General features: G+C 54.0%; 11 protein-coding genes. 4 read left to right on the top strand and 7 right to left on the bottom strand.

The window, feature by feature from the left end:
- Nucleotide 1: 1 nt before the first annotated feature.
- The 3 genes from rpe to trpS are packed head-to-tail and all read left to right on the top strand — an operon-like array spanning nucleotide 2 to nucleotide 2427.
- Complete coding sequence (gene rpe, locus ACLJPQ_RS12060; RefSeq protein WP_080185085.1) at nucleotides 2-679, top strand: ribulose-phosphate 3-epimerase; 678 nt, start codon at nucleotides 2-4, stop codon at nucleotides 677-679.
- On the top strand, nucleotides 672-1430 hold the full coding sequence (gene gph, locus ACLJPQ_RS12055) for a phosphoglycolate phosphatase (RefSeq protein WP_079820822.1): 759 nt from the start codon (nucleotides 672-674) through the stop codon (nucleotides 1428-1430). Before rpe ends, gph begins: the two co-directional genes overlap by 8 nt.
- Nucleotides 1423-2427 carry a tryptophan--tRNA ligase gene (trpS, locus tag ACLJPQ_RS12050; protein WP_000165562.1) on the top strand — a complete coding sequence of 335 codons (1005 nt, stop codon included), beginning with the start codon at nucleotides 1423-1425 and terminating at the stop codon, nucleotides 2425-2427. Before gph ends, trpS begins: the two co-directional genes overlap by 8 nt.
- Nucleotides 2428-2571: 144 nt before the next feature.
- Here trpS and ACLJPQ_RS12045 read toward each other — a convergent pair whose 3' ends face one another.
- The 7 genes from ACLJPQ_RS12045 to tsgA all read right to left on the bottom strand — a co-directional run bounded on the left by ACLJPQ_RS12045 (nucleotide 2572) and on the right by tsgA (nucleotide 15675).
- Entirely contained in the window at nucleotides 2572-2742 is a 171-nt protein-coding gene (locus ACLJPQ_RS12045) for a YhfL family protein (protein ID WP_000472323.1), read from the bottom strand.
- Nucleotides 2743-2934: 192 nt separating this feature from the next.
- Nucleotides 2935-8661 (bottom strand): autotransporter adhesin BigA, encoded by a 5727-nt coding sequence (locus tag ACLJPQ_RS12040; protein ID WP_409527732.1) that lies wholly within the window; start codon nucleotides 8659-8661, stop codon nucleotides 2935-2937.
- Between the two features lie 328 nt (nucleotides 8662-8989).
- Nucleotides 8990-10363 carry a siroheme synthase CysG gene (gene cysG, locus ACLJPQ_RS12035; protein ID WP_000349889.1) on the bottom strand — a complete coding sequence of 458 codons (1374 nt, stop codon included), beginning with the start codon at nucleotides 10361-10363 and terminating at the stop codon, nucleotides 8990-8992.
- Between the two features lie 11 nt (nucleotides 10364-10374).
- Entirely contained in the window at nucleotides 10375-11184 is an 810-nt protein-coding gene (gene nirC / locus ACLJPQ_RS12030) for a nitrite transporter NirC (protein ID WP_000493576.1), read from the bottom strand.
- A 182-nt stretch (nucleotides 11185-11366) separates the two neighbouring features.
- The gene (gene nirD, locus ACLJPQ_RS12025; protein ID WP_000084814.1) at nucleotides 11367-11693 is read right to left on the bottom strand and encodes a nitrite reductase small subunit NirD; all 327 of its coding nucleotides are present in this window, start codon (nucleotides 11691-11693) and stop codon (nucleotides 11367-11369) included.
- Nucleotides 11690-14233 carry an NADPH-nitrite reductase large subunit gene (gene nirB / locus ACLJPQ_RS12020; RefSeq protein ID WP_000049247.1) on the bottom strand — a complete coding sequence of 848 codons (2544 nt, stop codon included), beginning with the start codon at nucleotides 14231-14233 and terminating at the stop codon, nucleotides 11690-11692. Before nirB ends, nirD begins: the two co-directional genes overlap by 4 nt.
- 260 nt (nucleotides 14234-14493) lie before the next feature.
- On the bottom strand, nucleotides 14494-15675 hold the full coding sequence (gene tsgA, locus ACLJPQ_RS12015; protein ID WP_000185267.1) for an MFS transporter TsgA: 1182 nt from the start codon (nucleotides 15673-15675) through the stop codon (nucleotides 14494-14496).
- A 276-nt stretch (nucleotides 15676-15951) separates the two neighbouring features.
- Between tsgA and ppiA the strand changes: the two genes are divergently transcribed.
- Entirely contained in the window at nucleotides 15952-16524 is a 573-nt protein-coding gene (gene ppiA / locus ACLJPQ_RS12010; RefSeq protein ID WP_000920478.1) for a peptidylprolyl isomerase A, read from the top strand.
- The last annotated feature ends 15 nt before the right edge of the window (nucleotides 16525-16539 follow it).

Below are 16539 nucleotides of genomic sequence, written 5' to 3'. Positions count from 1 at the left end.
GATGAAACAGTATTTGATTGCCCCCTCAATTCTGTCGGCTGATTTTGCTCGCCTGGGTGAAGACTCCGCCAAAGCGCTGGCTGCCGGTGCTGATGTTGTACACTTTGACGTCATGGATAATCACTATGTGCCGAACCTGACTATCGGCCCGATGGTGCTGAAATCCCTGCGTCAGTACGGTATTACCGCGCCTATTGATGTCCACCTGATGGTCAAGCCAGTCGACCGTATCGTGCCCGACTTTGCCGCCGCTGGCGCGAGCATCATTACTTTTCACCCGGAAGCCTCCGAACATGTTGACCGCACGCTACAGTTGATTAAAGAACACGGCTGTAAAGCGGGGCTGGTATTCAACCCGGCAACGTCGCTCAGTTATCTCGATTACGTCATGGACAAACTGGATGTGATCCTGCTGATGTCCGTGAACCCAGGCTTCGGCGGCCAGTCTTTTATTCCGCAGACGCTGGATAAACTGCGCGAAGTGCGTCGCCGCATTGATGCCTCCGGTTACGACATTCGCCTGGAAGTGGACGGCGGCGTGAAGGTGAACAATATCAGCGAGATCGCCGCAGCAGGTGCGGATATGTTTGTTGCGGGGTCGGCAATTTTCGATAAACCCGACTACAAAAAAGTGATTGATGAAATGCGCAGTGAGCTGGCAAAGGTAACTCATGGATAAGTTGCAGAATATTCGGGGCGTCGCCTTTGATCTTGACGGTACGCTGGTGGATAGCGCGCCGGGTCTTGCCGCGGCGGTGGATATGGCGTTGTATGCGCTGGAACTGCCGGTCGCGGGCGAGGAGCGCGTGATTACCTGGATTGGTAACGGCGCAGACGTATTGATGGAACGCGCGCTGACCTGGGCTCGCGAGGAGCGCGCCACGCTGCGTAAGACGATGGGGAAACCGCCCGTTGATGAAGATATTCCTGCCGAGGAACAGGTACGCATTCTGCGTAAACTGTTCGACAGGTATTATGGCGAAGTGGCGGAAGAAGGCACTTTTTTATTTCCGCATGTCGCCGACACGCTGGGCGCGCTGCACGCCAGCGGATTGCCATTAGGTTTGGTGACCAACAAACCGACGCCGTTCGTCGCGCCGTTGCTGGAATCGCTTGATATCGCCAAATACTTTAGTGTGGTTATCGGCGGCGATGATGTGCAAAATAAGAAGCCGCATCCGGAGCCGCTGTTGCTGGTGGCAAGCCGGCTGGGCATGATGCCGGAGCAGATGCTTTTTGTCGGCGATTCGCGTAATGATATTCAGGCTGCAAAAGCGGCGGGCTGCCCTTCGGTTGGCCTGACATACGGCTACAATTATGGCGAAGCGATCGCTCTTAGCGAGCCGGACGTCATTTATGACAGTTTTAACGATCTTTTGCCCGCACTTGGGCTTCCGCATAGCGATAACCAGGAAATAAAAAATGACTAAGCCCATCGTTTTTAGTGGCGCACAGCCCTCAGGTGAATTGACCATTGGCAACTATATGGGGGCATTGCGTCAGTGGGTAAACATGCAGGATGACTATCATTGCATCTACTGCATCGTAGACCAACATGCGATTACCGTGCGTCAGGACGCGCAGCAGCTACGTAAAGCGACGCTGGATACGCTGGCGCTGTACCTGGCATGTGGTATTGATCCTGAAAAGAGCACTATTTTCGTTCAGTCCCATGTGCCGGAACATGCGCAGCTTGGCTGGGCGCTGAACTGCTATACCTATTTCGGCGAGCTGAGCCGTATGACGCAGTTTAAAGATAAATCTGCGCGCTATGCGGAAAACATTAACGCCGGCCTGTTTGATTACCCGGTGTTGATGGCGGCAGACATCCTGTTGTACCAAACCAATCTGGTGCCGGTAGGCGAAGATCAGAAGCAGCATCTGGAACTGAGCCGCGATATCGCCCAGCGTTTTAACGGGCTATATGGCGATATTTTCAAAGTACCGGAACCGTTTATTCCAAAATCCGGCGCGCGCGTGATGTCGCTGCTGGAGCCGACAAAGAAAATGTCCAAATCGGACGATAACCGTAATAACGTGATCGGCCTGCTGGAAGATCCGAAATCGGTAGTGAAGAAAATCAAACGTGCGGTCACTGACTCCGACGAGCCGCCGGTAGTGCGTTATGATGTGAAAGAGAAAGCGGGTGTCTCTAACCTGCTGGATATTCTTTCCGCCGTGACCGGTCAGAGCATTCCTGAACTGGAAAAACAGTTTGAAGGTAAAATGTATGGCCATTTGAAAGGCGAAGTGGCGGAGGCGGTTTCCGGAATGCTGTCTGAGTTGCAGGAGCGCTATCACCGTTTCCGCAACGACGAAGCGTTCTTGCAGAAGGTGATGAAAGACGGGGCGGAAAAAGCCAGCGCACGTGCGGCCGAAACGCTGAAAGCCGTTTACGAAGCCATTGGCTTTGTGGCGAAACCGTAAGGGTTATTGCTTGCCCGATGGCGCGAGCTTATCGGGCCTACAAACGAGCGTAAGTTGGACAAGGCATCTGCGCCGTACCGTTTATCAGACCTGTAAAAAAACCGGGAAAATCCCGGTTTTTTTGTATCTGCGCAGTCGTTTCTATTATTGATCGGCAGCCGGGCCGCAACCGCCAATAATTTTAGAAATAGAAATTGCAGGGTGCAGCAAATAATCGTAGCTGCAGTTATTTTTTTTGTTTTCGATATGACCAGTACAAGCAGTGAGCGTCGCCAGAACCCCTGCCACAACGGCAATTTTTACAAATTTAAACATTTCAAAATCCTTGTTGATAAAACGAGCACTACTGGTGGAATAAATATAAGATCTATTTAGCGTATAGTACGATAGCAATTAATGAATCATCCAGGTAGTCCAAATAAGGACTTTATCTTTACCAGGGGATATGATTTAAAAAGGCCGCTTAATAATAAGCGGCCTTTATTAGTGTTATATAATGTCGTTTATTTAACGAAATGTTTTCTTAACGTTAAGCATAAAGCCTTTATCGCTGATACCGTCTTCCTTCCACTGGTAGGCATCCAGATGTAGCGCGGTATCATTGCTGCTGTATTTCACGCCGATGGTTGCCAGACCATTAACGCCGCCGCCTTTTTGACCGTCATCCACGCCGAACGATTGACCCGCCGCACCCTGTAATGACGCTGTACGCTGGCTCTTGCTGTAGCTCAGGTTCGGGCCGCCTTCCAGGGTAGCGGTGGCGCTCCAGCCGTCTTTCCCGGCGTAATCCAGCTTCAGGCCGACAATAGAGTCTACCGCCGTTTCGTTGCCAGAGTTCATCGACAGGTTAAAATCTCCGGCGCTGCGCTCTTTGTAGCCATCTTCCATGGTGTGACGGAATTTCACTCCGGCATACGGCGTGACTTTCAGCGTATCACTCATCATGGTGAAAGTTTTCGCCCCTTCACTGCGAAACTCAAGGTACTGCTGACGCATGTCGGAATCGGCAATTTTGTTGACATCGCCATAGGCGACGGAGCGGCTGCTGTCGAGGTTATGCACGTCATAACGCAGGCTGTTGTTCCACGCCAGACCTTCATCAAACGCCATGCTGTGCTTCAGGCCAAAGAACTGGCTGTAGCCACCGGTCAGGCCGTTATCGCCTGCGGTTTTCGAACCGTCGCCATCCAGACGCGCAATACCGTACTCCAGCGTCAGATTCTGGCTGGCGGTGAGATCCAACGTCTGGCGTAATGCCAGCATGTCGTACTGGGTGTCGTTGCCCAGCTCCGCACGCGGATCGCCTTTCGCTACGACGTTGAACGCCAGGCCATCTTTAATTTGCGGCGCGGCGTCGGCCAGCATGGTAAAGCGGTTGCTGAGTACACGCGCTTCACGGAATACCGTGGTGGCTTGAGCACCGCTCACCTGCTTGAGTGCGCTGTTCAGCTCGGCGGTAGTCCCCACGTTAAGGCTGGTGTACAGCTCGTTGTTGGTGTAACCGGCGTCCAGTGCCTGCGCCACGTCGCTTACCGAGCTGTCGGTCGCCACATCGGCATAGGCGTTTTTGGTCATGGTGACGTCAACGTTGCCGTCGGCATCCTGGCTTCCCTGGGCGTTCCAGACTACGGAGGTGGACTGAATCGCGCCCGCGTCGGACAGGTTGCTGCCTTCGACCACGTTGTCAAAGCTGACGGTGGTGTCGGCGGTGCCTGCGGTGAACCCGGTGTTAATTTCCACACCGTTCATGCTGGCGTTGCTGACCATCAATTTACCGGCGCTGCCATCAGCGCTGGTGCCGACTACGTAGCCCGACAGGTTGTTGGTGGCAGATGAATCTGCACTGTCGCTGGTGGTAACGGTCGTCGTGCCATCGGTAATGGTGGGTTCCGTGGGGGCAGTGAAGTCAACATAATGCACTTCCGTACCGTCGCCGTTTTCGCCGCTGCCTTCAATGGTTTTACCGTCCTGCTTGATAAAGCCGGAACCGGTCACGCTGTCATCAATGTAGACCGTGCCGTTGTTGACGATATGGCCGTTGCTGCCCAACTGGCTGAAGGCGTAGGAGTCGCTGGCGTAAATATTGATGGTGCCATTGTTCTCGATCACTGCATCGGATTTTGCATCTGATTCCAACTGCATCCCGACCATTCCGGTTTGCGTGGTGCCGACTGTACCCACATTGATAGTGCCGTTATTGACCATCTTCGCGCTGCCGTGCGCGGACATCGCCACATTGTTGGTTTTATCAATGTTGATGGTGCCGTCGTTAATGGCTTTACTGCCGCCATTATTTTTCGAGGTAGTAATTTGCCCGTTAATGACGCCGGTGGAACCGTTGTACAGCGTGTGTCCATTTCCTCCCGTCGCGATATCGGCATCGCTGTTTACCGTCCCCCAGTTATTGAAGGTGCCGGACCACAGGCCGTTATCCGCCAGCGTCATCACACCATCTTCGAGGTTATTAAGCGTCCCGCTTTTATCGACAGAGCCGTTTTTAATCACGCCGGCGTTATTGACGGTTGCAGCGGCGGTAAAGGTCAGTTTATCAACCTCGCCGCCTGTGTTGTTGTTCAGTACCGCACTGCCCGATGCGCCAGTCCAGGCTGTCACCGTACCGGTATTGTTCATGGTACTGGTCCACTGCTCAACCGTGTTCATGGAACCGCTGTTGTTAATAACGGAACCTGCTACCGTGGTGCCGGTTTTCCCGGTGACGGTACCAGTATTGTTGAAGACGCCGCCGTCTACGGAAACGGCGGCCGTTGTGCCGTCGTTGGTGTAGATACCCCCTGTCTCAATACTTACACTGCTGATACTGCCAGTGGATTCGTTGGTGACATCGCCGTAATTTTTAATGATAACTTGGCCGCCGCTGACGGTTCCCGCATTGCTAATGTGTACGGTTTCTGTTGCAACCGGATTGGTGATGATGGTTTCACCGGTCAGCGTTTCACCCTCGGCGGTAATCTCATCACCATCTCTAAAGGAAAGGGATACATTGCTATCGGTTGGGTTGTACTCGTCACTGTTCTGGCAAGCGCTGTCATAGCAAACGGTGCCGTAGTTAACTACGGTGCTACTGCCGTCGGTCAGGAAGGGCTGGCCGTAATCGGCATCAATATTGATGATACCGCTGGTGTCGTTGATGACGGTGCCGCCGTTGAGCGCCGCCATGCCGACCAGCTCGTTTGCCTGGCCTTCAACGCCGTCATCGGCGGTCAGGGTGATTACGCCCTGGTTAATGGCGGTTCCGCCGTTAAGCGCCATCATGCCGAACCCGGCGTTGTTAACGGTAATGGTGCCAGTGTTGATAGCGGTGGCGTCGCCATCGGCATCGGTAGACCCCGCCACCATTCCTGAGCTGGTGAGATAGAGCGATGACGGCTGCCAGTAGCTGGTGCTGGTGATGTTATTTTCATCGTCCAGCGTCGGGACAAAACCGTCCAGATAGATATCGCCTGCGTTTGAGGCTGTTCCTCTGCTGGCGCTAACGCCATATACACCCGCGCCCTGCAAATGGATAGTGGCGTCCTTATCACTAACGACATCGCCATCACCCGTAGCCAACATGGCGTAAAAGGTATGGGTGTACCATTTCAGTGGGTATGCGCCATCACCGCCACTGCCCTGCGGCGTCTGGTCAGAAATGATGGTGATATCGCCGCCGGCTTTGTTATGAACAGCCGATCCCTCGCCATTAGCCCTTGTGATGGCTGCACGATCCTCACTGCTGTTGCTATTGGTCGCGTAGACAAGAATATCTCCGCTGTTGCTGACTTTCGCGCCGTTATCTGCGCGAATGACGGAATATACGCCATGGCTTGTAATATCGCCTTTATTTTCAATTGATGTGCCTTCGCCATCAGCCATCAGCAACGCGTTGTAGGTGAAAAAGCCTGTGGGTATATAACTGACATTAACGTCAACAACCGAGCCATCATCCAGAATCAGGGAGCCGCCGTTGTTGACCCGCGCCAGTACAACGTGACCACCCACTAACGTGTTGGTATCAATGGTAGAATGACCGTTTAGCGTAACGGTACTGTTACCGCTGACGCTGATGCCGGTAACGTCTGAAGAGGTTCCATCACGTGGATCCTCGCTGTGGGTGATATTAATACCGCCGCCAATCTCAACGTCGTTATCATCACCTGTTACGCTCAGGCCAACAACGTCCAGGTATTGTCCGCTGGTGGCGGACAGATCGTTGTCATCAATATTCAGCGCGCCATTAAGGGTAACGTTATTGCCGTTACCGCCGACAACAACGCCGGTTAACGGGGGCGCCCCGGCAGCCAGAGCATCCTGCCCGTAGTCGGCGCTGATATTTACGTTGCCAGTGATATCAACGGCGTTGCTGTCGCCGCTCACGTTCACGCCTGTCGCTGAGCTAAATACGCCTTCGCTGTCCTGGACTGAGACAACGTTAATATCGCCATCCAGCGTAACCTGCGACATATCGCCGCTCACCAGCGCGCCGGTGCCGTTAAGGCTGACGTCAATATCCCCTTTGTTTTTGAAGGTGTTTTTTTCGCCTGCAACCACAAAACCCACCGAGTCCGCATCACGTACGGTGGCGTTGCCGGTATTTTTTGCTTCATTTCCGGTACCGTAGGTGATGATGCCCATCGCGCCGTCGGTGACCAGCAGATCGCCCGCCTGGGTCAGGCTGCCGTTGTCGCCGTTGATAATCACGGCGGCAGAGCCCGCGCCATCCACCGCGATATCACCGGTATTGGTGGTATGGGCGTCGTCGCCGTCAATGCGCGTACCGACGGCGCCGCCGGAGATAGTCTGATTACCTTCGTTGATAACGAGCGCGTTGTCGCCATCGATATACAGCGCCGTGGCGTCTGCGCCGCTGACGGTGGTGCTCCCGGCGTTATCGATAACCACGTTGTCGCCGGTAATGTGGCCGCCGGTGCCGCCGTCGGTGATGGTCATATCACCGTCATTGTTGACGCGGGCGTTATTGCCGTTAATGACGGTGCCGGTGGAGCCTGCGCCGCTGATGTTAGAGGTACCGGTATTCTTAATCGTGGCGTTGTCGCCGTCGATGATGATGGCGGTGCCGCCGCCGCTCACGGCAATGTCACCGGCGAAATTAGTGGTGGTGCCGTTGCCGGAAATCAGCGCGCCGGTGGCGTTGTCCACCGTGGAGTGGCCCGAAATGGTGTTGGTGGTGCCGTCACCGGAGATAACCATGCCGGTGGCGCCGTCGGTCACACTGGAGTCCCCGGTGAGCGTGTTGACGGTTCGATCGCCGGAAATAATCACGCCGGTGCGATCCTGGCCGCTGATATCCATGCCGCGATCGGAATTATGCGCCTGGTCATCGCCGCTGATAACGGTGGTTTTATCGTCGGCAATAATCAGATAGCCACGGCTGTCGTACTTCCAGTAGAGACCGTTTTCCTGGGTGCCTTCAATCACGGCGGCATTGGCGTCGGTCACGTCCCAGCCGGTGACGTTCAGCGTTTTGCCGTCTGCGGTGGTGAGCTGCCACTGGTTGTCCTGTTCTGAATAATTCCACACGGCACCCTCGAGAACGCTGCCGTTATCCAGTTTGAAGCTATCGAAGGTCAGGGTGTCTTTGCCTTTATCGATGGTGACGCCGTTGCTGAAGGTAATAACAGAGTCATCTGGGGGCGTGTCGTCATCATCGCCGCTATCATCGGGCGGGGTCACATCGTCATCGCCGCTATCGTCGGGCGGGGTTACATCGTCATCGCCGCTATCGTCGGGCGGGGTTACATCGTCATCGCCGCTATCGTCGGGCGGGGTTACATCGTCATCGCCGCTATCATCGGGTGGGGTTACATCGTCATCGCCGCTATCATCGGGTGGGATCACATTGTCATCGCCGCCATCGTCAGGCGGGGTGACGTTGCCGCCATCGTCGGGCGGGGTAACGTCGCCGCCATTATCGGGCGTAGGGGGGGTATAAGAATGATTAGAATCTCCGCCACCGTTATTTTCAACGCCAATAGCCACACCTGCGACCAGTGCAGCAACGCCGCCAGCAACCCAGCCCCAGTGATTATCATTTTCAGGTGTAGCAAGGCAGGTCGGTGAGAGTTTTGCGCGTTTTTCTTTAGGCAGGGAGGAGATATTACTGGGACATTCTTTTTCATCATCGTTATTTTCTGCGGCGATGGCCGGAATGTAATAACTTTGTAGCGTTAAAGCGATAGCGATAGAAATAAGTTTTTTCTTTTGCATAGGGTTCATCCTTAATTAATATTTTCCTTGCGTACTAAACATATGCAGAGAGCGGTACAGGCAATGATGAAATGGCCAGAAGAAAAATTATGCTTTAGTGTTTATTTTATCACCCGATAACCAGGTCAGGTCAAATTGAGTGCTTAACGGTGTTATTTATTGTATGAATGAATAAGAGGTGAATTTGACGAATAAAAGGGTTTTTAGGCAGAATTATTACTATTTAAATTTTTCTGGTGTATTTAAAGTTGATTTCTTAATTCACTTTTAAGTAAAAATAATTTGAGATTACGAGTAGTTGTAAAATAAAGCCCTGTTATTCAGGGCGTTATTTTAATTAATAATTAGAGAACCAATTTAATTTATCGCGTAAGCCAACGACCCGGCCAACGATAATCAGCGCCGGGCTTTCAACCTGTTGCGCTAATTCACCAAGCTGCGTCAGCACACCGTGGACGACGCGTTGCTTCACAGAGGTACCGTTTTCTACCAGCGCAACCGGCATATCGGCCTGCATACCGAATGCGATCAGTTTTTCCTGAATAGTCGCTGCCTGATTCAGCCCCATGTAGAACACCAGCGTCTGTTTTTCTGCCGCCAGGTTTTCCCAGTCCAGCTCGCCGCCGGTTTTCAGGTGACCCGTGACCAGACGTACGCTCTGTGCGTAATCGCGATGGGTTAGCGGAATACCGGAGTAGGCGGAGCAGCCGGAAGCCGCGGTAATCCCCGGCACTACCGAGAAAGGAATACCGGCATGACACAGCGTTTCCAGCTCTTCGCCGCCGCGACCAAAGATAAAGGGATCGCCGCCTTTCAGGCGTACCACGCGTTTACCTTTTTGCGCTTCACGCAGCAGGATCTGGTTGATTTCTTCCTGTGGGACGCAGTGGTAACCTGCGCGTTTCCCCACAAAGACCCGATCGGCATCGCGGCGTACCAGGTTCATAATGTCGTCGGAGACGAGGCGATCGTAAACCACGATATCCGCCTGTTGGATTTGTTGTAACCCTTTCAGCGTCAGCAGTCCGGCATCGCCCGGCCCGGCGCCGACCAGCACGACTTCGCCACGGTGATCCAGCGGTTCGCTAAACAGGCGTTCGGTTGTCGCGTTAACCGCTTTCTCATCGGCATTCGCCAGCGACTGCGCCAGCCGGTCATTGACGAAAAATTTTTCCCAGAAGCGACGACGTTCGCCCATCGTGGCAAACTGCTTTTTCACTCGGGCGCGGAGTTGCCCGGCATAGCGCGCGACCTGCCCCAGATGCTGCGGCAGCAGCGATTCCAGTTTCTCGCGCAGCAGACGCGCCAGCACTGGGGAAGTGCCGCCCGAGGAGATGGCGACCATCAGCGGCGAGCGGTCAATAATGGAGGGCATGATAAAGCTGGCGGCTTTCGGCGCATCCACCACGTTGCAGAAGATACGGCGTGACTCCGCCGCGTCGCTGACGCGCTGGTTGACGGTATCGTCGTCGGTGGCCGCGATCGCCAGCCAACACGAGTCGAGAAGCGCTTCGTCGAACGGACCCTCAACCAGAGTCAACATGCCTTCATTTGCCCATACGGTGAACTGTGGAATAAAGGTTAGCGCATTGACCGTTAAACGTGCGCCTGCTTCCAGCAGTAACCGTGCTTTGCGTTCTGCGACATCGCCACCGCCGACGATCAGACAGTCGCGGTCGCGTAATTGACAAAATATAGGCAAATGGTCCACGACATTACCCCTTAATGGTTGGCTGTAACCTTAATTTGGTTGGTTTTTTGCGGAACAGGACGCTCCGATTTCGGCGTAGCATACCAATAACCCAATCCCATGAACACGACGCCGGACAAAGTATTACCCAGAGTGACCCATAACAGGTTGTGTCCGATTCCGGACAGGGTATAGGCGTCGCTGTGATGACCAAACCAGGAGAGGGCGAACAGCGTCATATTCGCGACGGAGTGCTCGTAGCCGGAAGCGATAAACGCCAGTAGACACCACCAGATAGCAAGAAATTTTGCCGTGCCTTCGGTGCGGATTGCCATCCAGATTGCCAGACAAACCAGCCAGTTACACAGCGCGCCTTTGAAGAACAGTACTGTGGCGGGCGCGGTGGTTTTCGCCAGCGCGACTGAGTGAACGATGCTGGTATCTACCGGCAACAAACTGCCGCCGCCCCAGCTGTAAAGCAGGGCGACAAAGACGGAACCGACCAGGTTGCCGAGCCAGGTTTGCGGCAGGATAGCCCACATTTGACCGTGGCTGATAGTGCCTGCTTTGACGCCCAGCGTCAGGAACATGGTGTGGCCGGTAAACAGTTCGGAACCGGCGATGATGACCAGCGTTAAGGCGATACCAAAGGTCGCTCCCATCACCAAAGGACGCACTGACGGGTCGAGCAGATTGCCGAGGGTGAAAATAAGAATGATGCCGAGACCGACATAAGCCCCGGCCATTGCCGAACTGACCCAGAAGCCGAGCGGATTATTCGCCGACAGGCGTGCGATGCGCGCAGCGTTAGCCGCACACTTATTAATAGTGTCTGTAAACATTTGATTATCCTTGAAGTACAAAAAATAAAAAAAATCGTAACCGTAGGCCGGATAAGGCATTTATGCCGCCATCCGGCAATGTGCTTTTGCAATTGCCTGATGGCGCTACGCTTATCAGGCCTACCAATAAAAGACCTACAAGTACGTCAAAAAAGGGGAGGCGTTGCGCCTCCCAAAAATAATTAACCGCGCAACTGCACCACGCCGTCTTTTACCCGCGCGTCGTAATGTTTCACAGAGAATTGCTCATCTTCCATGCACAGCCCGTCGCTTAAACGAAAGCGCTGCTTTTTCAACGGGCTGGCGACCCACAGTTCGCCCTGGTGTTCCGCAATCAGTCCACGAGACAGCACGCTGGCCTCAAAGAACGGGTCGATGTTGCTGATCGCGAACACCTGATCGCTATGGTAAGGACGGAAAATCGCCACCTGTTCGCCGCCTGACAGCGCGCAGACGCCGGTTCCCGGCAGGATGTCATCGATTTTGCAGATGTTTTGCCACTGACTCATGCGTTTTCCTCCACCAGAGTGACCGGGATACGTTCATACGGCGTGGCCGGACGATGCTGTTCACGTTCAGGCACAACCTGGACGTTCGGGTCGCGTTTGTCGCTGTTGATAAAGTGCTTAAAGCGAACCTGCGCCGCTGGCGTGTTAACGGTTTCTGTCCACTCGCAGACCACCGCTGCACGCAGGCGCGCCATCTCTTCTTCCAGATGTTCGTTCAGGCCCAGTTTGTCGTCGATGATGACCGATTTCAGATACTCGATGCCGCCTTCCAGGTTATCCAGCCATGGCGCGGTACGGGTCAGTTTGTCGGCAGTACGGATGTAGAACATCATAAAGCGGTCGAGATACTTGATCAGCGTGTCGCGATCGAGATCGGCTGCCAGCAGATCCGCGTGACGCGGTTTCATCCCGCCGTTACCGCAGACGTACAGGTTCCAGCCTTTCTCAGTGGCGATAATACCCACATCTTTGCCCTGCGCTTCCGCACATTCACGGGTACAGCCGGAGACGCCGAATTTCATTTTGTGCGGGGTACGAATGCCTTTGTAGCGGTTTTCCAGCTCCACGCCGAAACCGACGCTGTCGCCCACGCCGTAGCGGCACCAGGTGCTGCCGACGCAGGTTTTCGCCATCCGCAGCGCTTTGGCATACGCGTGACCGGTTTCGAAGCCCGCTTCAATCAGCTGACGCCAGATTTCCGGCAGATCGTCTTTTTGCGCGCCAAACAGACCGATACGCTGAGAACCGGTGATTTTGGTATAGAGGTTAAACTCGCGGGCGATACGACCCACGGCCACCAGACCTTCCGGGGTGATTTCACCGCCAGCGGAGCGCGGGATCACCGAGTAAGTACCGTCTTTCTGGATATTCGCCAGGAAGTTGTCGTTAGTATCCTGTAGCGGCGTGTGCTGCGGTTTGAGGATGTATTCGTTCCAGCACGACGCCAGCAGCGAACCGACGGTTGGCTTACACACTTCGCAGCCGTAGCCTTTACCGTGTTTCGCCAGCAGTTCTTCAAAGGTTTTGATACCTTCCACGCGGATTAAGTGGAACAGTTCCTGACGAGAATAAGCAAAGTGCTCGCACAGGTTGTTGTTGACTTCAATACCCTGTTTCGCCAGTTCGGCGTTCAGTACCTGCGTCACCAGCGGGATGCAGCCGCCGCAGCCGGTTCCGGCTTTGGTTTCCGCTTTCAGCGCCGCCACGGTATGGCAGCCTTTATTGATAGCGGCGATCAGATCGCCTTTAGTCACATCGAAGCAGGAGCAGATCTGCGCGCTGTCCGGCAGTTTATCCACGCCGATAGCGGGTTTACCACTGCCCGCGTGCGACGGCAGGATCAGCGAATCCGGGTTTTCCGGCAGTTCGATGGCATTCAGTACCAGTTGCAGCAAATTGCCGTAATCGCTGGTGTCGCCGACCAGCACTGCGCCGAGCAGCGTTTTGTTATCTTCGCTGACAATAAGACGTTTGTAGACTTCTTTGCTTTCATCGAGGTAAACGTAGCTACGCGCGCCCGGCGTGCGGCCATGCGCGTCGCCGATGCCGCCGACGTCCACGCCCAGCAGCTTCAGCTTGGCGCTGAGATCCGCCCCTTCAAAGGCGTTTTCACTGCCGAGGATATGGTCAACGGCGACCTGGGCCATTTTATAGCCCGGTGCGACCAGACCGTAAACGCGGTTGTTCCAACTGGCGCACTCGCCGATAGCGTAGATATCCGGGTCGGACGTCTGACAGGTGTCGTTAATCACGATCCCGCCGCGCTGCGCGACGGCCAGACCGCACTGGGTAGCCAGCTTGTCGCGGGGGCGAATACCGGTAGAGAAGACGATGAAATCGACTTCCAGCTCGCTGCCGTCGGCAAAACGCATAGTCTTACGCGCTTCGTTACCCTGCTGAACAATCTCTTGCGTGTTTTTACTGGTGTGTACACGCACGCCCATGCTTTCGATCTTGCGACGTAGCTGCTCGCCGCCCATCTGATCGAGCTGTTCCGCCATCAGCATTGGCGCAAATTCAATGACGTGCGTTTCCACGCCGAGGTTTTTCAGCGCGCCAGCGGCTTCCAGCCCCAGCAGACCGCCGCCGACCACCGCCCCGCGCTTGCTGCGGCGGGCGCAGGCTTCGATAGCGTTGAGGTCTTCAATGGTGCGGTAAACGAAGCAGTCCTGCGTTTCCGAACCTTTAATCGGCGGGATCCACGGATAAGAGCCAGTCGCCATGATCAGCTTGTCATAATAAACGGTACGACCCGCGCTGGAGTGAATCACTTTCTCCTGACGGTTAATGGTAATTGCGCGTTCGCCAACCAGTACCTTTACGCCGTGCTTCTCGTAAAATCCTTCACGCACCAGAGAGAGCTCTTCCGCGGTGTGGTGAGAGAAGTAGGATGACAGGTGGACACGGTCATAGGCTTTACGGGGTTCTTCACAGAACACGGTAATGTCGAACAGGCTAGCGTCGGATTTATCAAGGAGATCCTCAATAAAGCGGTGGCCGACCATACCATTACCGATAATAGCGAGTCTGACTTTGCTCATTTTTGCCTCGATTTCTTTTCTATTACCGCCTACCTTAACGATTCAGCAACCCCGCTTATTGATGTAAATCAAATTCACCTTTATATACCTCTTAATGGGTATATGGCTGATTTGTCAGGATTTTTATAAGTGGCGGAATTGTCAGGCTTTTCAGGTTTGTACAAATAACATACAAAATGAGGGGGTTTTAGACCAACAGGCCTACCTCGTCAGGAGGGGATAGAGTGCCGGAGGGCGACGTCGCCATCCGGCAATGATTATCAATGCGTAGCCGGCGCGCTATGCTGACGATGACGGGATACAAAGCCGAGCGCAAAGCACATCACAAAGACCACCGCATACAGACCATTCGCGGTGAGTAACGCCGCCTGTGGACCGCTGTGCGCCACAATCGGGCCGGTGACGACGAAGGTCAGCATCGTTCCTATGGTGCCGCAAGTCAGAATAAAGTTAACCAGCTTAGGCGAGGCCACTTTCGTTTGCTGCGATCCCAGCGTAATGATGGAGGTATAAATGGCGCTGGAGAAGAAGCCCAGCGTCAGAATAAACCACGGCATATGCGCCTGCGTGCCGGTAATAAACAGATACATCAGTACCGCCGCCATACCCGCCAGTACGGTCAGAATGCGTTGCAGATCGAAAAAGCGCAGGATAAAGCTGAACGCCCACATGCCAAACATATAGGACATCCAGAAATCACTCACCAGCGCCCCGGCGTCATTCAGGCTCATGCCGAGGCCTTTGGCGTATTCCGGCACCCAGGAGATAAAGCCTAATTGACCGAGGATATAGCACAGCGCGGCGACGGCGAGAAACAGTACGCCAATGCCCCATTTTTCTTTGACGACAGGCGCCTGAGAGTGCTGCGCATGTTTACCCAGCGCCGGAAATTCACAGCCGAAGGTCAGGATGAAAATCGCCAGGTAGACCAGGCCGATGCAGGCGTAGACCCAGTACCACTCAATACTACGCGCCAGCAGGAAGGCGGCGACCATAGGAAAAATCATCCCCGCCATGCTGAAGAAGGAGTCGGTAAACAGCAGTCGGGAACCGCGCTGACGCCCTTCATACAGTTGCGTAATCAGGAAGGTGCCAATCGACATGGTGATCCCGCTGACCAGCCCCAGCACAAACATCGCCGCTGAGAACAACGCCAGGCTGTGGCTGAACATCAGCCCGGCCACCGCCAGCACCATCAGGATAAAACCAAAGCGTAGCTGTGTTTTCAGCGGGATGATTTCCATCAACCACGCATTGAGGAAGATCGAGATCAAAATCCCGGCGTTCAGGAAAGTAAAGGTGTTACTCATGCTGGAAACGGGCAGCTGAAAATAGTCTGCGATATTTCCCATCACCATCCCGGTGACAATCACCAGCGCCCCGGTCAGGGCGTAGGAAAGAAAGCTGATCCATGTGAGCTTGATGCGGTTGCTGTTAGTCATGTCTGGCCTTGAAGAGAAGTGAAGCGCGTGGAGGGCGCGTTAAGCGGGCAGATTTTAGGCGCTTTTGTGATGCATTTAAATAATTATTAGTGATAGTAATGTTCATTGCATTTTTTAATGTGATGTTTGTCACATCATATTGCAAGAATACGGCGTTGCGTCGTAACGTTACATTTGTTTCATATACGTAAAATTAGGTAAAGGGCTGGCCTGGCCCAGGAAGGCTCTTTAAAATCATTCCACTTGCTTTATTTCTGCTCTCTTTAAGGAAATCTCATGCTCAAATCGACTCTGGCGGCTGTCGCAGCTGTTTTCGCTCTTTCTGCTCTTTCTCCCGCAGCGTTGGCAGCAAAAGGCGATCCTCATGTGCTGTTAACCACCTCCGCCGGGAATATTGAGCTGGAGCTGAACAGCCAGAAAGCGCCGGTTTCTGTGAAAAACTTTGTCGATTACGTCAACAGTGGTTTCTATAACAACACTACGTTTCACCGCGTTATTCCTGGCTTTATGATTCAGGGCGGTGGTTTTAACGAGCAGATGCAGCAGAAGAAACCGAATCCGCCGATTAAGAATGAAGCCGACAACGGTCTGCGTAATACTCGCGGCACGATCGCGATGGCGCGCACCGCAGATAAAGACAGCGCCACCAGCCAGTTCTTTATTAACGTCGCGGATAACGCTTTTCTCGACCACGGCCAGCGCGACTTTGGCTATGCGGTATTTGGTAAAGTGGTAAAAGGTATGGATGTCGCCGATAAAATCTCACAGGTACCGACGCACGATGTCGGGCCTTATCAGAATGTGCCGACAAAACCAGTCGTTATCCTTTCCGCGAAAGTCCTGCCATAAAACATGCCTGCGCGG

Source organism: Salmonella sp. SAL04213 (genome assembly GCF_046550535.1).
GTDB classification, from domain to species: Bacteria; Pseudomonadota; Gammaproteobacteria; order Enterobacterales; family Enterobacteriaceae; genus Salmonella; species Salmonella enterica.
This window is presented reverse-complemented; position numbering and strand designations above follow the sequence as displayed.

Bases quoted from the DNA above. Each gene is read 5' to 3' on its own strand.
- ACLJPQ_RS12040 (WP_409527732.1), bottom strand. From the start codon at position 8,661: ATGAACCCTATGCAAAAGAAAAAACTTATTTCTATCGCTATCGCTTTA.
- ACLJPQ_RS12045 (WP_000472323.1), bottom strand. From the start codon at position 2,742: ATGTTTAAATTTGTAAAAATTGCCGTTGTGGCAGGGGTTCTGGCGACG.
- ppiA (WP_000920478.1), top strand. From the start codon at position 15,952: ATGCTCAAATCGACTCTGGCGGCTGTCGCAGCTGTTTTCGCTCTTTCT.
- trpS (WP_000165562.1), top strand. From the start codon at position 1,423: ATGACTAAGCCCATCGTTTTTAGTGGCGCACAGCCCTCAGGTGAATTG.
- rpe (WP_080185085.1), top strand. From the start codon at position 2: ATGAAACAGTATTTGATTGCCCCCTCAATTCTGTCGGCTGATTTTGCT.
- nirD (WP_000084814.1), bottom strand. From the start codon at position 11,693: ATGAGTCAGTGGCAAAACATCTGCAAAATCGATGACATCCTGCCGGGA.
- gph (WP_079820822.1), top strand. From the start codon at position 672: ATGGATAAGTTGCAGAATATTCGGGGCGTCGCCTTTGATCTTGACGGT.
- nirC (WP_000493576.1), bottom strand. From the start codon at position 11,184: ATGTTTACAGACACTATTAATAAGTGTGCGGCTAACGCTGCGCGCATC.
- nirB (WP_000049247.1), bottom strand. From the start codon at position 14,233: ATGAGCAAAGTCAGACTCGCTATTATCGGTAATGGTATGGTCGGCCAC.
- tsgA (WP_000185267.1), bottom strand. From the start codon at position 15,675: ATGACTAACAGCAACCGCATCAAGCTCACATGGATCAGCTTTCTTTCC.